The 15,623-nt window shown below is 67.5% G+C and carries 16 protein-coding genes and 1 pseudogene; all 17 read left to right on the top strand.

Annotated elements, in window-relative coordinates; translation table 11 throughout:
• Positions 1 to 411 (top strand): annotated as a pseudogene (locus tag HUW62_RS22255) (hypothetical protein); the annotation flags it as partial.
• Positions 408 to 1,433, top strand: coding sequence for an ABC transporter ATP-binding protein (locus tag HUW62_RS22250; protein WP_176435546.1), 1,026 nt, complete (start codon positions 408 to 410; stop codon positions 1,431 to 1,433). The pseudogene HUW62_RS22255 and the gene HUW62_RS22250, both read left to right, overlap by 4 nt.
• Positions 1,430 to 2,482, top strand: a complete 1,053-nt coding sequence (locus HUW62_RS22245) for an ABC transporter ATP-binding protein (RefSeq protein ID WP_176435545.1) — start codon at positions 1,430 to 1,432, stop codon at positions 2,480 to 2,482. The genes HUW62_RS22250 and HUW62_RS22245 overlap by 4 nt, the downstream gene beginning before the upstream one ends.
• Complete coding sequence (locus HUW62_RS22240) at positions 2,451 to 2,858, top strand: DUF2085 domain-containing protein (RefSeq protein ID WP_163864810.1); 408 nt, start codon at positions 2,451 to 2,453, stop codon at positions 2,856 to 2,858. Before HUW62_RS22245 ends, HUW62_RS22240 begins: the two co-directional genes overlap by 32 nt.
• A gap of 42 nt (positions 2,859 to 2,900) precedes the next feature.
• Entirely contained in the window at positions 2,901 to 3,572 is a 672-nt protein-coding gene (locus tag HUW62_RS22235) for an RNA polymerase sigma factor (protein ID WP_163864811.1), read from the top strand.
• Positions 3,569 to 5,032 carry a zf-HC2 domain-containing protein gene (locus tag HUW62_RS22230; RefSeq protein ID WP_163864812.1) on the top strand — a complete coding sequence of 488 codons (1,464 nt, stop codon included), beginning with the start codon at positions 3,569 to 3,571 and terminating at the stop codon, positions 5,030 to 5,032. Before HUW62_RS22235 ends, HUW62_RS22230 begins: the two co-directional genes overlap by 4 nt.
• Before the next feature lie 96 nt (positions 5,033 to 5,128).
• Positions 5,129 to 6,115: a TadE/TadG family type IV pilus assembly protein gene (locus tag HUW62_RS22225; protein WP_163864813.1), complete on the top strand. Its 987-nt coding sequence runs from the start codon at positions 5,129 to 5,131 to the stop codon at positions 6,113 to 6,115.
• A 15-nt stretch (positions 6,116 to 6,130) separates the two neighbouring features.
• Positions 6,131 to 8,188 carry a Tad domain-containing protein gene (locus HUW62_RS22220; protein ID WP_163864814.1) on the top strand — a complete coding sequence of 686 codons (2,058 nt, stop codon included), beginning with the start codon at positions 6,131 to 6,133 and terminating at the stop codon, positions 8,186 to 8,188.
• 20 nt (positions 8,189 to 8,208) lie between these two features.
• A complete protein-coding gene (locus tag HUW62_RS22215) occupies positions 8,209 to 9,375 on the top strand; it encodes a TadE/TadG family type IV pilus assembly protein (protein ID WP_240356283.1) in 1,167 nt (388 codons plus the stop codon).
• Between the two features lie 4 nt (positions 9,376 to 9,379).
• The gene (locus tag HUW62_RS22210) at positions 9,380 to 10,162 is read left to right on the top strand and encodes a hypothetical protein (RefSeq protein WP_163865132.1); all 783 of its coding nucleotides are present in this window, start codon (positions 9,380 to 9,382) and stop codon (positions 10,160 to 10,162) included.
• Entirely contained in the window at positions 10,159 to 10,980 is an 822-nt protein-coding gene (locus HUW62_RS22205) for a hypothetical protein (protein ID WP_163864816.1), read from the top strand. The genes HUW62_RS22210 and HUW62_RS22205 overlap by 4 nt, the downstream gene beginning before the upstream one ends.
• The gene (locus tag HUW62_RS22200) at positions 10,977 to 11,201 is read left to right on the top strand and encodes a hypothetical protein (protein ID WP_163864817.1); all 225 of its coding nucleotides are present in this window, start codon (positions 10,977 to 10,979) and stop codon (positions 11,199 to 11,201) included. The genes HUW62_RS22205 and HUW62_RS22200 overlap by 4 nt, the downstream gene beginning before the upstream one ends.
• Positions 11,198 to 11,968, top strand: coding sequence for a hypothetical protein (locus tag HUW62_RS22195; RefSeq protein WP_163864818.1), 771 nt, complete (start codon positions 11,198 to 11,200; stop codon positions 11,966 to 11,968). Before HUW62_RS22200 ends, HUW62_RS22195 begins: the two co-directional genes overlap by 4 nt.
• Positions 11,969 to 12,097: 129 nt before the next feature.
• Positions 12,098 to 12,835, top strand: coding sequence for a hypothetical protein (locus HUW62_RS22190; protein ID WP_163864819.1), 738 nt, complete (start codon positions 12,098 to 12,100; stop codon positions 12,833 to 12,835).
• Positions 12,836 to 13,022: 187 nt separating this feature from the next.
• On the top strand, positions 13,023 to 13,838 hold the full coding sequence (cpaB, locus tag HUW62_RS22185) for a Flp pilus assembly protein CpaB (protein ID WP_163864820.1): 816 nt from the start codon (positions 13,023 to 13,025) through the stop codon (positions 13,836 to 13,838).
• A 39-nt stretch (positions 13,839 to 13,877) separates the two neighbouring features.
• A complete protein-coding gene (locus tag HUW62_RS22180) occupies positions 13,878 to 14,723 on the top strand; it encodes a type II secretion system F family protein (RefSeq protein WP_163864821.1) in 846 nt (281 codons plus the stop codon).
• Positions 14,724 to 14,733: 10 nt separating this feature from the next.
• Positions 14,734 to 15,618 (top strand): type II secretion system F family protein, encoded by an 885-nt coding sequence (locus tag HUW62_RS22175; protein ID WP_163864822.1) that lies wholly within the window; start codon positions 14,734 to 14,736, stop codon positions 15,616 to 15,618.
• Positions 15,619 to 15,623 lie beyond the last annotated feature (5 nt).

The raw sequence follows: 15,623 nt of genomic DNA, 5'->3' as shown, positions 1-15,623 counted from the left end.
CGTCGGCCCGGGACGCCGCCGCCTCCGCCCGCGGAAGCCCTGCGGCAGGGGCCCGGGGGGGATGCGCTGGATGATCTGCTGGGCGTGAAGCCCGCCGCGGCCCGGCCGCCTCCGCCGCCTCCGCCCATCTTCGAGGCGGACGAGGAGGAGAAGCCCCGCGTGCCGGTGGTGATGTTCGGTGGGGCCGCGAAGGGCTCGCTGCCCGCGCTGGCGCTCACGCCGACGCCGGACTTCTCCGATGACGACCTGGCCATCCTGGACGACCTGGAGCGCATGTCCCGGGGCGACGAGGCGGTGCTGGACACGGAGAAGGTGAAGCCCGCGCGCATGGTGGCCAGCCTCATCCGCCTGCTCATCCGCAAGGGGCTCATCCAGGAGGTGGAGTTCCTGGAGGAGCTGGCGAAGAAGTGACGCCCGGCGCGTCGCCCTCGGGGGACGGGTCCCTGCTGGAGGTCCGAGGGCTCGCCGTCGAGCTGGCACGGGACGAGGGCAGGGTGCGCGCGGTGGACGGCGTGTCCTTCGCGGTGCCTCCCGGCGGAACCCTGGGCGTGGTGGGGGAGAGCGGCTGCGGCAAGAGCCTCACCGCGCTGTCCCTGCTGAAGCTCGCGCCCCAGCCTCCGGTGCGAGTGGCCGCGGGCGAGGTGTTCTTCCAGGGCCGCGACTTGCTGAAGCTCTCCGATGAAGAGCTGCGGCGGGTGCGCGGACGCCACGCGGCCATGGTGTTCCAGGAGCCGATGACGTCGCTCAACCCCGTCTTCACGGTGGGCGAGCAGATCTCCGAAGGCGTTCGTCTCCACCTGGGGGCCTCGCGCTCGCAGGCGCGGGAGCGCTCGGTGGAGATGCTGCGGCAGGTGGGCATCCCCGCTCCGGGTGAGCGCGTGGACGCGTGGCCCCATCAACTTTCGGGCGGGATGCGGCAGCGGGTGATGCTCGCGATGGCGCTCGCTTGCGACCCATCGCTGCTCATCGCGGACGAGCCCACCACCGCGCTGGACGTCACCATCCAGGCGCAGATTCTGGATCTGCTCAAGCGCCTGCAGGCCGAGCGCGGCATGGCGGTGATGCTCATCACCCACGACCTGGGCGTCGTCGCGGAGAGCTGCGACACGGTGGTGGTGATGTACGCGGGGAAGGTGGTGGAGCACGCGCCGGTGCGCGAGCTGTTCGCGAGCCCCGCGCATCCCTACACCGCGGGCCTGCTGCGCTCGCTCCCGTCGCTGGGGGGCGAGGTGAGCGAAGGGCCTCAGGGGCCTCGGCGGAGGCTGCGCGCCATCCCCGGCATGGTGCCCGCCCTGGGGAAGCTGCCGTCGGGCTGTGCGTTCCGCGAGCGGTGCGAGCGTGCGCGAGAAGAGTGTTCGCGCGTGACGCCGGTGCTGGAGCGCAAGCGCGGCGGACAGCTCGCGGCGTGTCACCATCCGGTGCCCGCGTCATGAGCGCCGAGCCGCTCCTCCAGGCGAAGGACGTCCAGGTCCACTTCCCCGTGCGGGGGGGCTGGCTGGGGCGCGTGCGCGGCGCGGTGAAGGCCGTGGACGGCGTGACGTTCGACGTCTTCCGGGGCGAGACGCTGGGCGTGGTGGGGGAGAGTGGCTGCGGGAAGAGCACCCTGGGGCGCGCGCTCTTGCGTCTGGTGCCTCCCACCGCGGGCTCCATCCACTTCGATGGGCAGGACGTCACCGGGTTGTCCCAGAGACGACTCCGGCCGCTGCGCCGTCGCATGCAGCTCGTCTTCCAGGACCCGTACGCCTCGCTCAACCCGCGCATGACGGTGCGGGACATCCTGGGCGAGCCGTTCGACATCCACGGCCTCGCACGGGGGCCGGGCGAACGGGAGCGCGAGGTCGCCGCGTTGCTGGATGCCATGGGGCTGCCGCGCGAGGCGCTGGGGCGCTATCCGCATGAGTTCTCCGGAGGCCAGCGTCAGCGGCTTGGCATCGCCCGAGCCATCGCGCTGCGGCCGGACCTGGTGGTGGCCGACGAGCCCATCAGCGCGCTCGACGTCTCCATCCAGGCGCAGATCGTCAACCTGCTGGTGGACCTGCAGCGTGAGCGCGGCCTCACCTACGTGTTCATCGCGCACGACTTGAACATCGTCGAGCACGTGTCCACGCGGGTGGCGGTGATGTACCTGGGGCGGATCGTGGAGCTGGCACCGTCGGCCCCGCTGTACCGCCGCCCCCGTCATCCGTACACGCAGGCGCTGCTCGCGTCGGTGCCGGTGCCGGACCCCGAGCGGGCGCGTACGCGCCTGCTGGTCCCTGGAGAGCCGCCCTCGCCGCTCGCGCCACCGCCGGGGTGCACGTTCCACCCGAGGTGTCCGCACGCGATGGAGCGGTGTCGCCGCGAGTCGCCGCCGCTGTATCCGCTGGGCTCCGGACATTTCGCCGCGTGCTTCCTGGCGGAAGGGGAGTCCCAGCAATCATCGACCGCCCCGCGGTCCGGAGGTGCCGACGGTGTTCTGGCTCAGTCACCATCATCCGGATGAGTACAACCGCACCTACGTGCTCGGTGGGCTCCGCGTCTGCGCGCGATGTCTGGGCACCTATCCGGTGCTGATGGCCACACTGGTGGGGCTCTTCATCGCGCGCGCGCCGCTGGCGTGGGCCTGGGATGTGCCGGCGGTGCTGCTGCTCACGCTGCCGGCGCTGGTGGACTGGGCGGTGGGGCGCTTCCGCCCGGCCTCGGGCTCCAACGCGGTGCGGACGGCCACGGGGGTCCTGTTGGGAATGGCGCTCGGCCGCTCGCTGTACGTCCACGTCCAGCGCCCCCTGCCGGGGGTGCTGCTGGCACAGGCGGCGCTCGTGACAGCCGTCGCGCTCCCTGTCATTCTCGCCACTTACCGGAAGCCACGTCCGGATTAGACCCTGGTGGCCCGTCGCCCGTTAAGAGGGCACGGGTTGAGGGTGGGCCGGAGTGAACGTGGCTCCACGAGCGATGGGGGAGAGTTGGGACCGGAGACCTCAGACGAGCGATTGATGCTCGCCTTCCAGGCGGGGGACGCTCGCGCGTTCGAGGCGTTGGTGCGAAGGCACCGGACACCGGTGTTCAACTTCATCCTGCGCTTCGTCGGGCAACGGGCACGGGCGGAGGACGTGCTGCAGGAGACATGGCTGAAGGTGGTACGCAGCGCCGGCGAATATCAGGCGAAGGCCCGGTTCACGACCTGGGTCTACACCATCGCGAGGAACCTCTGTGTGGACAGCGCGCGCAAGGAAAGCTACCGCCAGGCCACGTCCCTGGAGTCTCCAGTGAGTGGTGTGGACGGGGAGGAAGGCCGCCCGCTGTCGGAGGCGCTGCCGGACTCCGGCGCCAGTCCCGAGCGGGGCGCGTACAACGCCCGCCTGCGGCCCCTGCTGGAGCGCGCCCTGGCCTCCCTTCCCGAGGAGCAGCGGGAGGTGTTCATCCTGCGTGAGTACAGCGGCATCCCCTTCAAGGATATCGCCGACGTGACGGGTGTCTCGGAGAACACGGTGAAGAGCCGGATGCGCTATGCGCTCGACGGCTTGCGCCGCCGATTGGCGGAGCTGGGCGTGGATGGCGATCTCGCCGACGATGGAAGGACGGTGGTGGGATGAAGCCGCAGAATCTCCATGCGCACGAGGACCGGCTCCTCGACTTCGCCTATGGCGAGCTGCCCGCCCCGGAGGCCCAGGTGGTGGAGTCGCATCTCCAGGGCTGCGCTCGCTGCACCCAGGCCCTGGATGACATCCGCGGCGTGCGCGTCACCATGTCCCAGCTCTCCGAGGAGTCCGCGCCCGACGCGGGGCTGGAGTCGCTCCTGGCGTACGCGCAGCAGTCCGCGCGCCGCGCCGCCGCCGGGCCCGCTCCCACGCCGTCGCGCTGGCGCCGGTGGCTCTTGCCCGTCGTCGGGCTCGCCTCGGTGGGCACGCTGGGCATCCTCACCCTCAACGCGCAGTCACCAGAGCTGACGCGGCCCAACCTCGCGGCGGCGGAGGTGCAGTCGAGCAAGGCCTCGCCCTCGATGGCTCCCGCGCCGAAGCCCGTGCCTCCCTCCGCCGTCGCGCCGGCCCAGGCCGTCGCGGAAGCGCCGCCGCCTCCCGCCGACACGATTGGCGGGGCCGCGGACTCCCGCGCCAGGGACGTGCGGAAGTCGCGGAGCGAGGAGTCCCGGCGCGCGGAGGGCTGGGAGATGGCGGGCAGCGGCGGCGGCCTCGGCACCGGGAGCCGCTCCGATGAGCTGAAGTCGAAGAAGATGACGAGCGCGGAGGTCATGCGCGGCAAGCCGTCCGCTTCGAAGACCGAGCCCGCCGAGAAGGCCCAGCGCGAGGTGTCGAACCTGGACGAGGAGGCCCTCGCGGAGGGGGCACCCATCCTGTCGCAGCCCCCCGCTCCCGCGAGTCCTCCCCAAGAGCCTCTTCGACTGGGGGGCGCGCTCGCCAAGAAGGAGTCGGTCAAGGACAGCGACGGCGCCTCGTCGAAGGGGGGAACGTGGGATGAGGGGCCCGGAGCGCCGGCGCTGGAAGCCGTCACCGAGCCCATGGCCCAGGGTGTTGTCGCCAGCGCTCCCGCGCCTTCAGGCTCCTACGGAGGCCGGGGTGGGGTGGCTCCGCCGTCCGGTGGCGCGAGCGATGACTTCGCACAGGCGCCCACCACCCGTGCCAAGTCCACCATGAAGCCGGCGAAGGCTCCCGCGAGAGCTCAACTGCCCATGCCCGAGCCGTCGGCGCTGCGCCGTGCCGAGGCCGAGGCCGAGGAGCGGTCCTCGGGGCTGTCCGTGGCGGAGCTGTCGCTTCAGGCCCAGGCCGCGAACCGGACTGGAGACCGGGACCAGGAGGCGAGGCTGTTGCGACTCGCCCTGGACGCGGGGGCCTCCAGCGCCGAACGCCTGGGGTTGCTCAATCGCCTGTGCGACGCGGAGCTGGCCCTCGGGCATAGACGGGAAGGGCTGGCCGCGTGTAATCAGGTTTTGACGGAAGCCCCGGGTTCCAGCGCGGCTCAGGCGGCCCGTCGTCGGCTGAGCCGTGAGCCAGGCTCAGGTGAAACACCGGCGGTGGATTCTCAGCCCGCGCCGTAAACTCCCGCGATTTTTCAGTAAATGGGAGGGTGTAGGCAGGTGGAGCTGGCCATTTGACCGATGCGTCTCGTGGGCGCTGATCGAGATAATGGCACCATGGGAATGGAACAGGAATCGCGGCCGCGGGGGGCGGCAGGCCGGCAATCCGGTCAGGCCATGGTCGAAGCGGCGATGATCATGCCGCTGGCGGTCTTCATGACGCTCGGCATCATCCAGCTCACGTTGATTCAGCACGCCAAGCTGATGACCGAGTACGCCGCGTATCAGGCGGCGCGCGCCGGCGTCGTGTGGAACGGCAACAACGAGCGCATGCATGACGCGGCCATCGTCGCGCTGCTTCCCACGTTGGGCCGCACCGACGACATCGGCAATCTGGCGAAGACCTTCGCCATCCATCAAATCTACGACTCCGCGATGCGCACGCTGAACTTCGGCGGCGGCGTGGTGCCTCGGACGGTGAACGGCTCGAACCTGTTCGGCCTCATCCGGGTGGACACCATCAACCCGGCGTACTTCACGCCCATCGACACCATCTGGAAGCTGCGCACCGGCTACAACTGGCAGGAGCTGGACTTCGACGGCGCGGACAGCTTCCCGGAGGTGCCGTCGCTGGAGAACAACATCCGCAAGTTCTTCAACCTGCCGGAGCCGGATGACTCCGAGCTCGTCTACCGCAAGGCGACGCGGCTCACCATCCGCCTGCGCTACTTCTACGAGATGAAGATTCCGTTCGCGAACTGGATCATCTTCACCGCGTGGTACGCCTCCAACGCGCAGGTGGCGCTGCGAGGCGCCATCGACCGGGCCACCCTCGTCCCCCGCTCCAACATGATGGCGGATGGTGGCAACCTCACGCCCCTGGCCGCGATGGCCAAGGGCATTGACCACGAACAGGGCTACAACTCCCTGTATCCCGCCGAGATGTGGGTGCTCTGGGGCCTGGCCACTGGCAGCATCCCGCTCGTCTCCAGCCTCGTGGGCAAGCGCTACTTCATACCCCTGTCCGCGACCTACACCATGCGCATGCAGTCCAACTTCCACCGCAAGTGGATCATGCACCTCAACCCCGACTGGGGCCTGTAAGAGGACGCACGCACCATGTTCACTCGAATCCTCCGACAGAGCTTCCAGCGCCAGGAGGGCCAGGCCCTCATCCTGGCCGCATTGATGGTGCTGGTGATGTCCATCGCGGTGCTGACCACCGTGAACATCGGCCACACCGTTCACGAGCGCGTCCGCCTGCAGAACACCTCGGACGCCGCCGCCTACTCCATGGCCGCCATGGAGGCGCGCGCGTTCAACTTCTACGCGTACGCCAACCGCACGCAGGTCTCCCACTACGTGTCGGCGATGATGTGGCACTCGCTCATCTCGCTCATCTACTCGGCGGAGGCGTTCTTCACGGACCTGTTCGGGTTCATGAAGACGCTCAACCCGTGTGGCGGAAAGAGGAAGAAGCTGTGGATCGTCCTCTGTCCCATCCTCGAGGTGATTCCGTACGTGGGGCAGGTCATCAAGGCGATCAACAAGATCATCACCCTGTACAAGACCGCCTTCCTCCAGCCGTTTCAGCGCCTCTTGAAGGGGGCCAACCCCGACAAATGGTTGGGGAAGTACATGGTGCCGGCGCATCGGGTGCTCAACGGGGCCATGTATTTCATGTCCCAGGCGGTGATGATGTCGGCCACCACGCACGTGATTCAGACGGCGCAGGGGGTGCTGGACGCGAACGACAAGAACCTCAACTCGATGGCCAGCCAGCTGGCGACGGGCTTCTACAGCCAATGTCTCTTCAGCCAGGCACACAGCGCGCACGCCGGCGGCAAGCCGTTGAACCCGGGCACGTGGAAGAACCCCTTCGGCGCGCTGGACGTGACGAAGTACCAGCGCAACGACGACATCGCCCGCGTCAAGCGGTCCATGGGCGGCATCACCAACGCGACCCGCTACGCGTGTGATCGCGACGGCGGCATGTGCCCCGAGCGCTTCACCACCTCGCGCGAGCTGGGAGACATCCTGCCCTTGCCGGACGCGCTCGGCTTCCTGCGCGACATGCTGAACAACGGCGTGAATGCCCCCGGAATCATGGAGTTCAAGAAGATGGGGCAGACGCGCATGCTGTCCGCGACGTTCCCCTCGTCGAGGCAAATCATCGACTCGCGCAACTTCATCCGTGACTGGAATGACAACCTGAACCCGTGGGGCATGACGGCTCAGGGCGACAACATGGGCGCGGACGACCTGTACTGGCTCAAGCTCGGCCCCGCCGAAGTCGACGTGGGCGTGGGCAAGGCGGACAACCCGCTGTCCTGCAACAACAAGGACCCGTACACGCGCTGCTTCGGTGACAACCGCAAGGGGCTCAACGACAAGGGCGGCATCAAGCTGCCGTACCGTCACACGGTCAAGCCCAGCGTCTGGGCGCTGAACGACACGGACACCGGCGGCGTCAAGGGTGGCGTCCACTGGCGCGTGCACTACCCGCAGAACAGCGAGGGGTGGCGCAACCACACGGCGCCGAGGGGCGTCGAGCGGGAGGTGGGCGTCCACACCGAGAACATCTGCGTCCTCAAGCTGATCATCTGCTGGTTCAAGGTGGACGTCTACACGGCGAACGTGCGCCCGGCCCAGGACGGCAACCACCCCTGGGGTGGTGTCACGCCGTTCATGCACTTCGAGCCCGGTCAGTATGGCGGTAGCACCTGCAATCCGATGGCGAACGCGGACAAGGCAGCCATGGCCAAGCGCACGATGGACTTCAACCAGCCCTCCGCCTGGGTGGCGCTGAACAAGTCTCCGGAAGAGGTCGTGAACAAGGCCAACACGGACGGCACGGGGTCGAACGCGCCCGCGCTGCTCAATGACGAGGGCAAGGTGAAGTTCGCCTTCTCGCCGGACTCGGAGGGCCTGGAACTGCTGAACAACCGCAAGAAGTTCCTCAGCCTCACCGAGGGACTCAACGTCATCTCCCGCGGCCAGAGCTACTACCACCGGCCGGGCAACTGGACCGAGCAGCCCAACTTCTTCAACCCGTACTGGCGTCCGCGTCTGGCGTCCGTGTACCAGGGCCGCAACCAGCTTCCGGTGGTCGGGTCCATGCTGGACGCGCTGCCTGGCGCGCTCCAGGGCTTCGCCCCGAAGGTCATGACGCACTGAGGACCGCGATGAGAACCCCCATGTCCCGAAAGAGTTTTCGTCGCGGAGCCGCCACGGTGGAGTTCGCCCTCTCCGTGCCGCTGCTCGTCATGATTCTGATGTTCAGCATGTACCTGACGGAGTTGGTCCGGGCGAAGCTGAAGCTCCAGGAGATGGCGCACTACGCCGTCTGGGAGATGACCAGCTACACGCTCACCGACTTCGCGAAGGGCGACCACGACGCCGCGTTCGAGGACGCGCGGCAGGAGGCGCATACCGAGCTCCTCGAGCGCTTCAAGGACATGGACTCGGTGGAGCCCAACGGGCCCGCTGGGTCGTTCATCGCGCGCTACAGCTCGGTGCAGGGCACCATCACCAACAAGGAGATTCCCTTCCTCGAGTCCGGGATGCTGGGCAACCCTGGCAGCACGGGCGAGGGTGGCAGCCTGGGTGCCGGGGTGCTGAGCATGCTCAACCGGGGCGCGGGCGCGGTGCTCAACGGCTGGGGCTTCAACAACAAGGGCTGGGTCGAGTCCGAAGTCACGATGAACTTCGACAACGTCATCATCCCCCGCAGCTACCTCGACGAGAACTCCGGCCCTGGCGGCTTCTTCAAGTCGGACACGTTCGGCGGCCAGAACCTGTCCAGCGTCCCCCTGCGGTCGAAGTTCTCGATGTACGCGAACGGCTGGCACATGCCGGACGGCGGTGATGCAGTGGTTCGCGACAGGCGAGCAGGCAACCACCGCTCGGGAAGCGACCGTCACGGCCTCCACGTGCAGGTGGAGCGCATGGTGTTCCTCGGCCTGACGAAGGCCCTGGATGGAAGTGTCGGCGGCATCCTCGACTTCCTGGGGAGCTTCCTGCCGAACTTCTTCGGCACCTTTGTCGTCGCGCGAAACTACGGTATCGATCCCCAGCAGAAGGGGAACTGCAACGGCCTCACGGGCTATGACGGCGCCGCCAGCAGCGGCCTGCATGCGATGAGGGACTTGCTGGACAACGACCGGCCGGACTGCTTCGACACCGCGCCGTTCCGCGACGAGATGACCTACGGGGACAGCAACTACATCAAGGTGTTCCTGGCGCGCGGTCCGCACTTCATGGGGTGCAAGAGGGCCATGGCCGACGACCCGTCGGATCCGGACGCCACCCAAGAGGCGACGAACAAGGATGAGCAGGACAACAAGATTCGTTGTGAGCAGTAACGTGGTGGCCCGCCGGCTCCTGCTCGGTTTCGCGCTCCTGGCCGTCTGGCCGGCGCTCGCCGAGCAGGAGGTGCCCGTCTATCCGGGCACCATCCACACGCGCATCGGCAACGACCTCATCATCGGGGGCGAGTACTACCGGCTGGCCTACTTCACGACGACGGACCCCATGAAGAAGGTGGCGGCCTACTTCGCGCAGAAGTGGCGCGACGAGGGCTACCCCACCGTGGTGGAGGGCGACCTGGAGGACGAGGCCGTCGTCTCCGCGCTCTTCACGCGAGAGGGCCTCCAGCGGGGCGTGGTGTTGCGCACGCACCTGGGCAAGACGGTGGGCTTCACGGCGCTGCGCGACCTGTGGACCCGCCCCCCGAAGTCCACTCCGTCCGGGCTGATAAAGCTGGAGGGCACGCTCTACAGCCAGGATCTGGAGACGCGGGACGACCCGGGTGGTTCGCGCAACCGCACGTCGCTGGTGACGGGAGACCTGTCGGACGTGCAGCAGCGGGTGGGGGCGGAGCTGACGCGCCAGGGCTTCGAGCCGGTGCGCAGCACGGCGACGAAGGTGGGGGGCAGCACGCAGGTGACGATGGAGCACGCGCGCAAGGGAGAGCAGGTGATGACGACCATCGCCCAGGTGGACGAGGGGATGTCGACCGTCATGCAGACGTGGGTGGGCACGGACCGTCCGGACGGAGTGCCCAACAACGACGCGGTGCGCGCGAGCCGCGAAGCCTATGAGCAGGAGCAGAAGACGAAGGCGAAGGCGGCGAAGGGAGCGGGCAAATGAGGGCGTCGTGGGCCGTCATCGCGGTGGTGCTGATGGCGGCGCCCGCGCGCGCGGAGGAGAGCCCCGCGGCGCGTGAGGTCATGTCCCATCTGTCCCGGGGCGCCCGGAGCGCGCGCGTGGGCGACTGGGTGACGTACCGCTTCGACGGCGGCGCGGGGGGCCTGCGCATCTACTACTGGCGCATGGCGGTGGTGGGGGAGGAGAAGGACAAGCAGGGCCGCGACGCGGTGTGGGTGGAGATGGAGGCGGGCACGCATCCGGCCATGAAGTCACCCCTCATGCAGATGCGCATGCTGGTGGCGCGCGAGGGCGAGCAGATCCGCTATGACGCCATCTCCCGGCTCTTCGTGGGCGGGGCCACGGACCGTCCCCAGGAGTACTCGGAGGAGGCGCTGGGCCACGTCCTGAAGAAGATGGACCAGCAGGAGAAGGACGACAAGGTGGTGGATCCGGAGGACGCGAAGGTCACCCTGCCGGCGGGAATGAAGCCCGTCTTGCGCACCAGCAAGGAGATGCGGGTGATGACGCTGGCGGGCACCGTGACAGTCGTTCCGGTGGAGGTGGTGGTGAAGAAGACCGTCATCAAGCGGATGTGGATCAGCCGCGAGATTCCGTTGATGCAGATGGCGAAAATGGAGATTCCGGGCATCGCCCATTCGATGGAGGTGGCGGAGTACGGTATCGACGCCAAGCCTCGAATGGTGCTACCGCCCCCCTCCGCGCCCAAGATCCGCCTGGAGTACGCTGACCGCGTCTTCCCGGACTTTCCGGCGATGGACGCCCCCAAGGACCCCGCCGATTCGGAGAAAGCCCCATGAACTTCCCCAAGACGCAGCGCCTCCGCGCCTCCCGACGTGGGCAGGCCATGGTCGAATACTCCATCCTGAACTGGGTGCTGGTCGTCGCGCTCGTCATCGGCGCGTCGGTCAAGGTCCGCTGGACGGATGACGTCCAGTCGAACGTCATCGACCTGTTCATGCGCTCGTACCAGATCTACTACGACTCCTTTTATTTCGTGCTGAACCTGCCGTTCCCGTGACGACCCGGAGCGAAGTGGGGGCGCCGTCGTCCCTGGTGTTGCGGTTGCTTCACGCGGTCGTGTTCCTCGCGATGGCGGCGGGCGTCATCGCCGTCTCGCTTCCTGAGTGGCGGCACCTGGCCCAGGTCCTGAGCCAGTCGTTCCACTCCGGCCCGCCGCCGCGCTGGACGTTGCTCGCCGGTGGTCTGCTGGCGGTGGTGAGCGGGCTGCGCCTCGTCTGGGGCCTGGCGCGGGGGAAGTCCGCGCCGCTCTGGGCCTCGGCCACCGTGCTGGTGTCCGTGGTGGGCGCGGTGGGCGCGGGGGATGGGCGCCCGCTCAAGGAGACGCGCTCGGAAGAAGTGGCGAACCTGTCCCTCCTGCGGGTGGCGCGGCGGGTCCACCTGTCGATGGTGCAGGAGCTCCAGTCGCACGGCGAGGCGCCCACGGATGAAGCGTCCTGGCGCAAGGCGCTCGAGGTGGCGGGGCCGAACCACGAGCAGTTCCGCACCCGTGCGTTCCGTGCCGTGCCCGTCCAGATGATGTGGCTGGAGTCGGAGGAGTCGCGTCCCGCGCCGCTCATTCCAGGCGCGCTGTGGGTGCACGTGACGCCGGACGGCGTGGGCTTCAGCCTCCGCATGGTCGGTCTCCGAGGAGGGGAGCCCGCGCTGATGCTTGATGATCGCGAGCGGGAATTGGTGCTGCGCGGCCTCTACAACCCGGACCTGCCCCCTCCGGCGAAGCCCCCTGCGTCGCCCATCGAGCAATTGTCTCCGTCGCCAACTCCCTGACGCGTCCGATGATGCACACCGGTGTTGCCGACGACCCCGGGAGTCAGCCAGTCTCGGACCACCTCATGACGCGGTGGCCCAAGGCCGGAGGGTCGCTTTCGCATCAACGACGAGGACAAGGAGCGCGCAATGGCGCATGCGGCCTGGAAGTGGATGGTCGTCGCGGCGGCGGTAGGGGCAGGGGTGTTGGCCTGCAGCGACGACGATGACGGCGACGGCGGAGGAAGGACGGACGGCGGCCCCATCACCTTCGACGCGGGGGTGAACAAGGAGCGGCCCGGCTTCGGTGAGGACCCGGGGACTCCCGTGGGCACCACCCTCAGCTTGCCCCCTGGCGTGGAAATTGTCGGGCCGCTGTACGGCGCGAACGATGCCACCAAGGACTGCGGCAACGGGGTGGCGCCGGTGGGCACGGGCCCCGCGGTGCTGGTCTGCGTGCCGCTGCGCAACACCTCCGGCGCGCCGGTGATGATGACCTTCGAGCCGGGCCTCATCATGCTGAACACGGCGCCCAGCCGAATCCAGAACGGCATCTTGATGGACCGCGTTCGCATCAACCTGCCTCCCACCGGTATCGGCTCCGGCGGCATCGATGCGGGCACGGACGGCGGTACCGAGGAAGAACTCTACGTCGTTCCGTTCTACCTCTACTGCCTCAACGAGGCGCGGGGCCCCTCCGAGCAGGACGGTACCTTCGCCCTGGGCCCCGTCTCCACGGACCCCGACATCCAGGAGCTGCTGCGCCTGCTGAACGGGAAGACCATCGACAACGAGGATGAAGCCGACGTCGTCCAGGACGCCATCTACAGCATCACCGAATACAACGGGTTGACCGACGAGGACCGCGAGGCGCTCGCGGACCTCTGACGCAACCGCTGATTTCGACAGGGATGGCGCGGGATTCGGTGCTGTCGCGGGAGGTGGTTTTGACACCTGCTGTATCGCACGGCTAACATCCCGCGCCATCGGCGCAAGGTGCGCCTTTCTAGATTTCTACACCCTCGAACGCCTTCGCCGCCGAACGGCGCCCCCCCGTTTTGGAGGTTCCTGAACCATGCTGAAGGGCAAGACCCCGCTCGTCGTCGCGCTCGTACTCGGCCTTCTGGCCGGTGTCATCGCGTATTCCGCCATCAAGAAGAAGGAAGCCGACGTGCGCCGCGGCTGGAACCTGGTACCCGTGGTGGTCGCGGCCCAGGACGTCCCCGAAGGCACCGTCATCACCTTCGAGATGATCTCCCAGCGCTCGGTGCCGGAGCAGTTCGTCACCTCGTCGGTGGTTCGTCCTGACTCGGCGTCCTACGTCGTGAACCAGAAGGTGCTCGTGGCCCTGCAGGCGGGTGATCCGCTGCTGTGGAGCCAGTTCGAGACGACCAAGGCCGCCGAGCGCCTGTCCTCGAAGGTGCAGAAGAAGATGCGCGCGATGACCATCGAGGCGAAGAACACCACCGCCGTCGGCGGCTGGATTCGCCCCAATGACCACGTGGACATCATCGGCACGTTCCGCGATCCGCAGACGGACGAGAACGTCGGCGTGACGCTGCTGCAGAACATCATCGTGGTGGCGACCGGAAAGATCACCGGCACCACCAACGTCAACCTCATCCCGGAAGGCCAGCGCGACTACAACAACGTGTCGCTGATGGTGCTGCCGGAAGAGGCGGAAATCCTCGTGCTGGCCGCGGAGCTCGGCGCGCTGACGCTCAGCTTGCGCAACGAGGACGACGTCGACCTCATCGAGGAGCGCGGCCGCGCCACCATCAGCACCCTGCTGTCCGGTGAGCGTACCCGCGTGCTGGAAGCCAAGCGCCGGGAGATCATCCAGATCATCAAGGGCGGCAGCGAGAAGGCCGCCGCCGCTGGCGCCCAGTAGTCGGCGCCACGCCGCCCTCACCCCCAGGGAAGCGCGCCCATGCTTGCCGGAATCGTCCTCCTCCTCGTCACAGGCTCGGTCTTCTTCTTCAGCCTGGTGATCTTCAGCGTCCTCTCGAAGGCGTATGAGCAGTACCAGGAGCGCTACGTCGCCAAGTCGATGAACGACTTGAGCGACATGTTCCTCTTCATCGATGCGCGCCAGATGTTGGTCCTCAACATCGCGTGCATGTGCTTGCTGGGCATCCTGTCCTACATCATCTTCAACCCCATCCTGGCCGTCGTGGCCACGGTGTTCGGCTTCTTCCTGCCGATGTTGATGGTCAAGCACTACCGCAAGCGGCGCATCAAGAAGTTCAACGTCCAGTTGGTGGACGCGCTGCAGGCGATGGCCAACGCGTTCAAGGCCGGTCTCACCTTCCCGCAGGCCATCGAGCACGTGGCGCGCGAGGCGATGGCGCCGCTGTCGCAGGAGTTCGGCCTGTTCGTGAAGGAAGTGAAGCTGGGTGTCCCGCTGGAAGAGGCGCTCGTCAACATGGGCAAGCGCGTGGGCAGCGACGACCTGGAGCTGGTGGTGGTGTCCACCAACATCTCGCGCCAGCTGGGCGGCAACATGGCGGAGATGTTCGAGACCATGTCCAACGTGATTCGCGAGCGCTTCCGCCTGGAGGGCAAGATCGACGCCCTCACGTCGCAGGGCAAGCTGCAGGGGTGGATCGTGGCGGCCATGCCCGGCGTGCTGGGCATGGTGCTCAACTACATGCGGCCGGACCTGATGGAGCCCATGATGAACCACTTCTTCGGGTGGATCCTCGTGGTGATCATCGCGATCATGGAAGTGCTGGGCATCCTCATCATCCGCCGCATCGTCAACATCGATATTTGAGGGGTGCTCCGTGGACATCCTGACGCAAGTGTTGGTCGGCAGCTCCGCGCTGCTCTTCGCGGGAGCCATCGGCTTCCTCGGACTCGGTCTGTATCAGGTGCTCTTCGAGCGCTTCCTGTCGGAAGTGCGCGACGAGTCCCAGGGCGGCATGAAGGGCTTCGGCTCGGTGGCCATCCGCCGCCTGGGTGCCATGAACCGCCGCTTCATCTGGCCGGGCTACGAGGCGAAGTCGCGCCGCAACCTCATCAAGGCCGGTGAGCCCCAGGGCTACAAGCCCGAGGACATGATGGCGCTCCAGGAAGTGAGCGCCGTGGTGGGCCTGCTGATGGGCCTCTTCATCCTCAACGGCACGGGACAGAACCTGGTCTGGTCCATCCTGTTCCTGCTCTTCGGGATGTACTACCCGATGCTCTGGCTGAACGACCAGGTGAAGAAGCGCCACCTGCTCATCAGCCGCGCGCTGCCGTACAACCTGGACCTCCTGACGCTGTCGGTGGAGGCGGGTCTGGACTTCACCGCCGCGCTGGCCAAGGTGGTGGAGAAGGGCAAGACGGGCCCGCTTCGCGAGGAGCTGCAGCTGGTGCTCAAGCAGCTCAAGATGGGCAAGACGCGCGAAGAAGGCCTCAAGAGCATGATTGTGCGCGTGGACCTGCCGCCGCTGACGACGTTCGTCACCGCGCTCATCCAGGCGGACAAGATGGGCACGAGCTTGGGCAAGGTGCTTCGCATCCAGTCCACGCAGATGCGCATCGACCGCACGCAGCGCGCGGAGAAGCTGGCCGGCGAGGCCCCGGTGAAGATGCTCTTCCCTCTCATCGCCTGCATCTTCCCGACGGTGTTCATGGTGCTCTTCGGGCCCATCGTGTTCCAGTTCTTCTTCGGTGAGCTCGCGTAGGGGAT

Origin of the sequence: Myxococcus sp. AM011 (assembly GCF_013372595.1) — a bacterium.
Lineage (GTDB): Bacteria > Myxococcota > Myxococcia > Myxococcales > Myxococcaceae > Myxococcus > Myxococcus eversor.
This window is presented reverse-complemented; position numbering and strand designations above follow the sequence as displayed.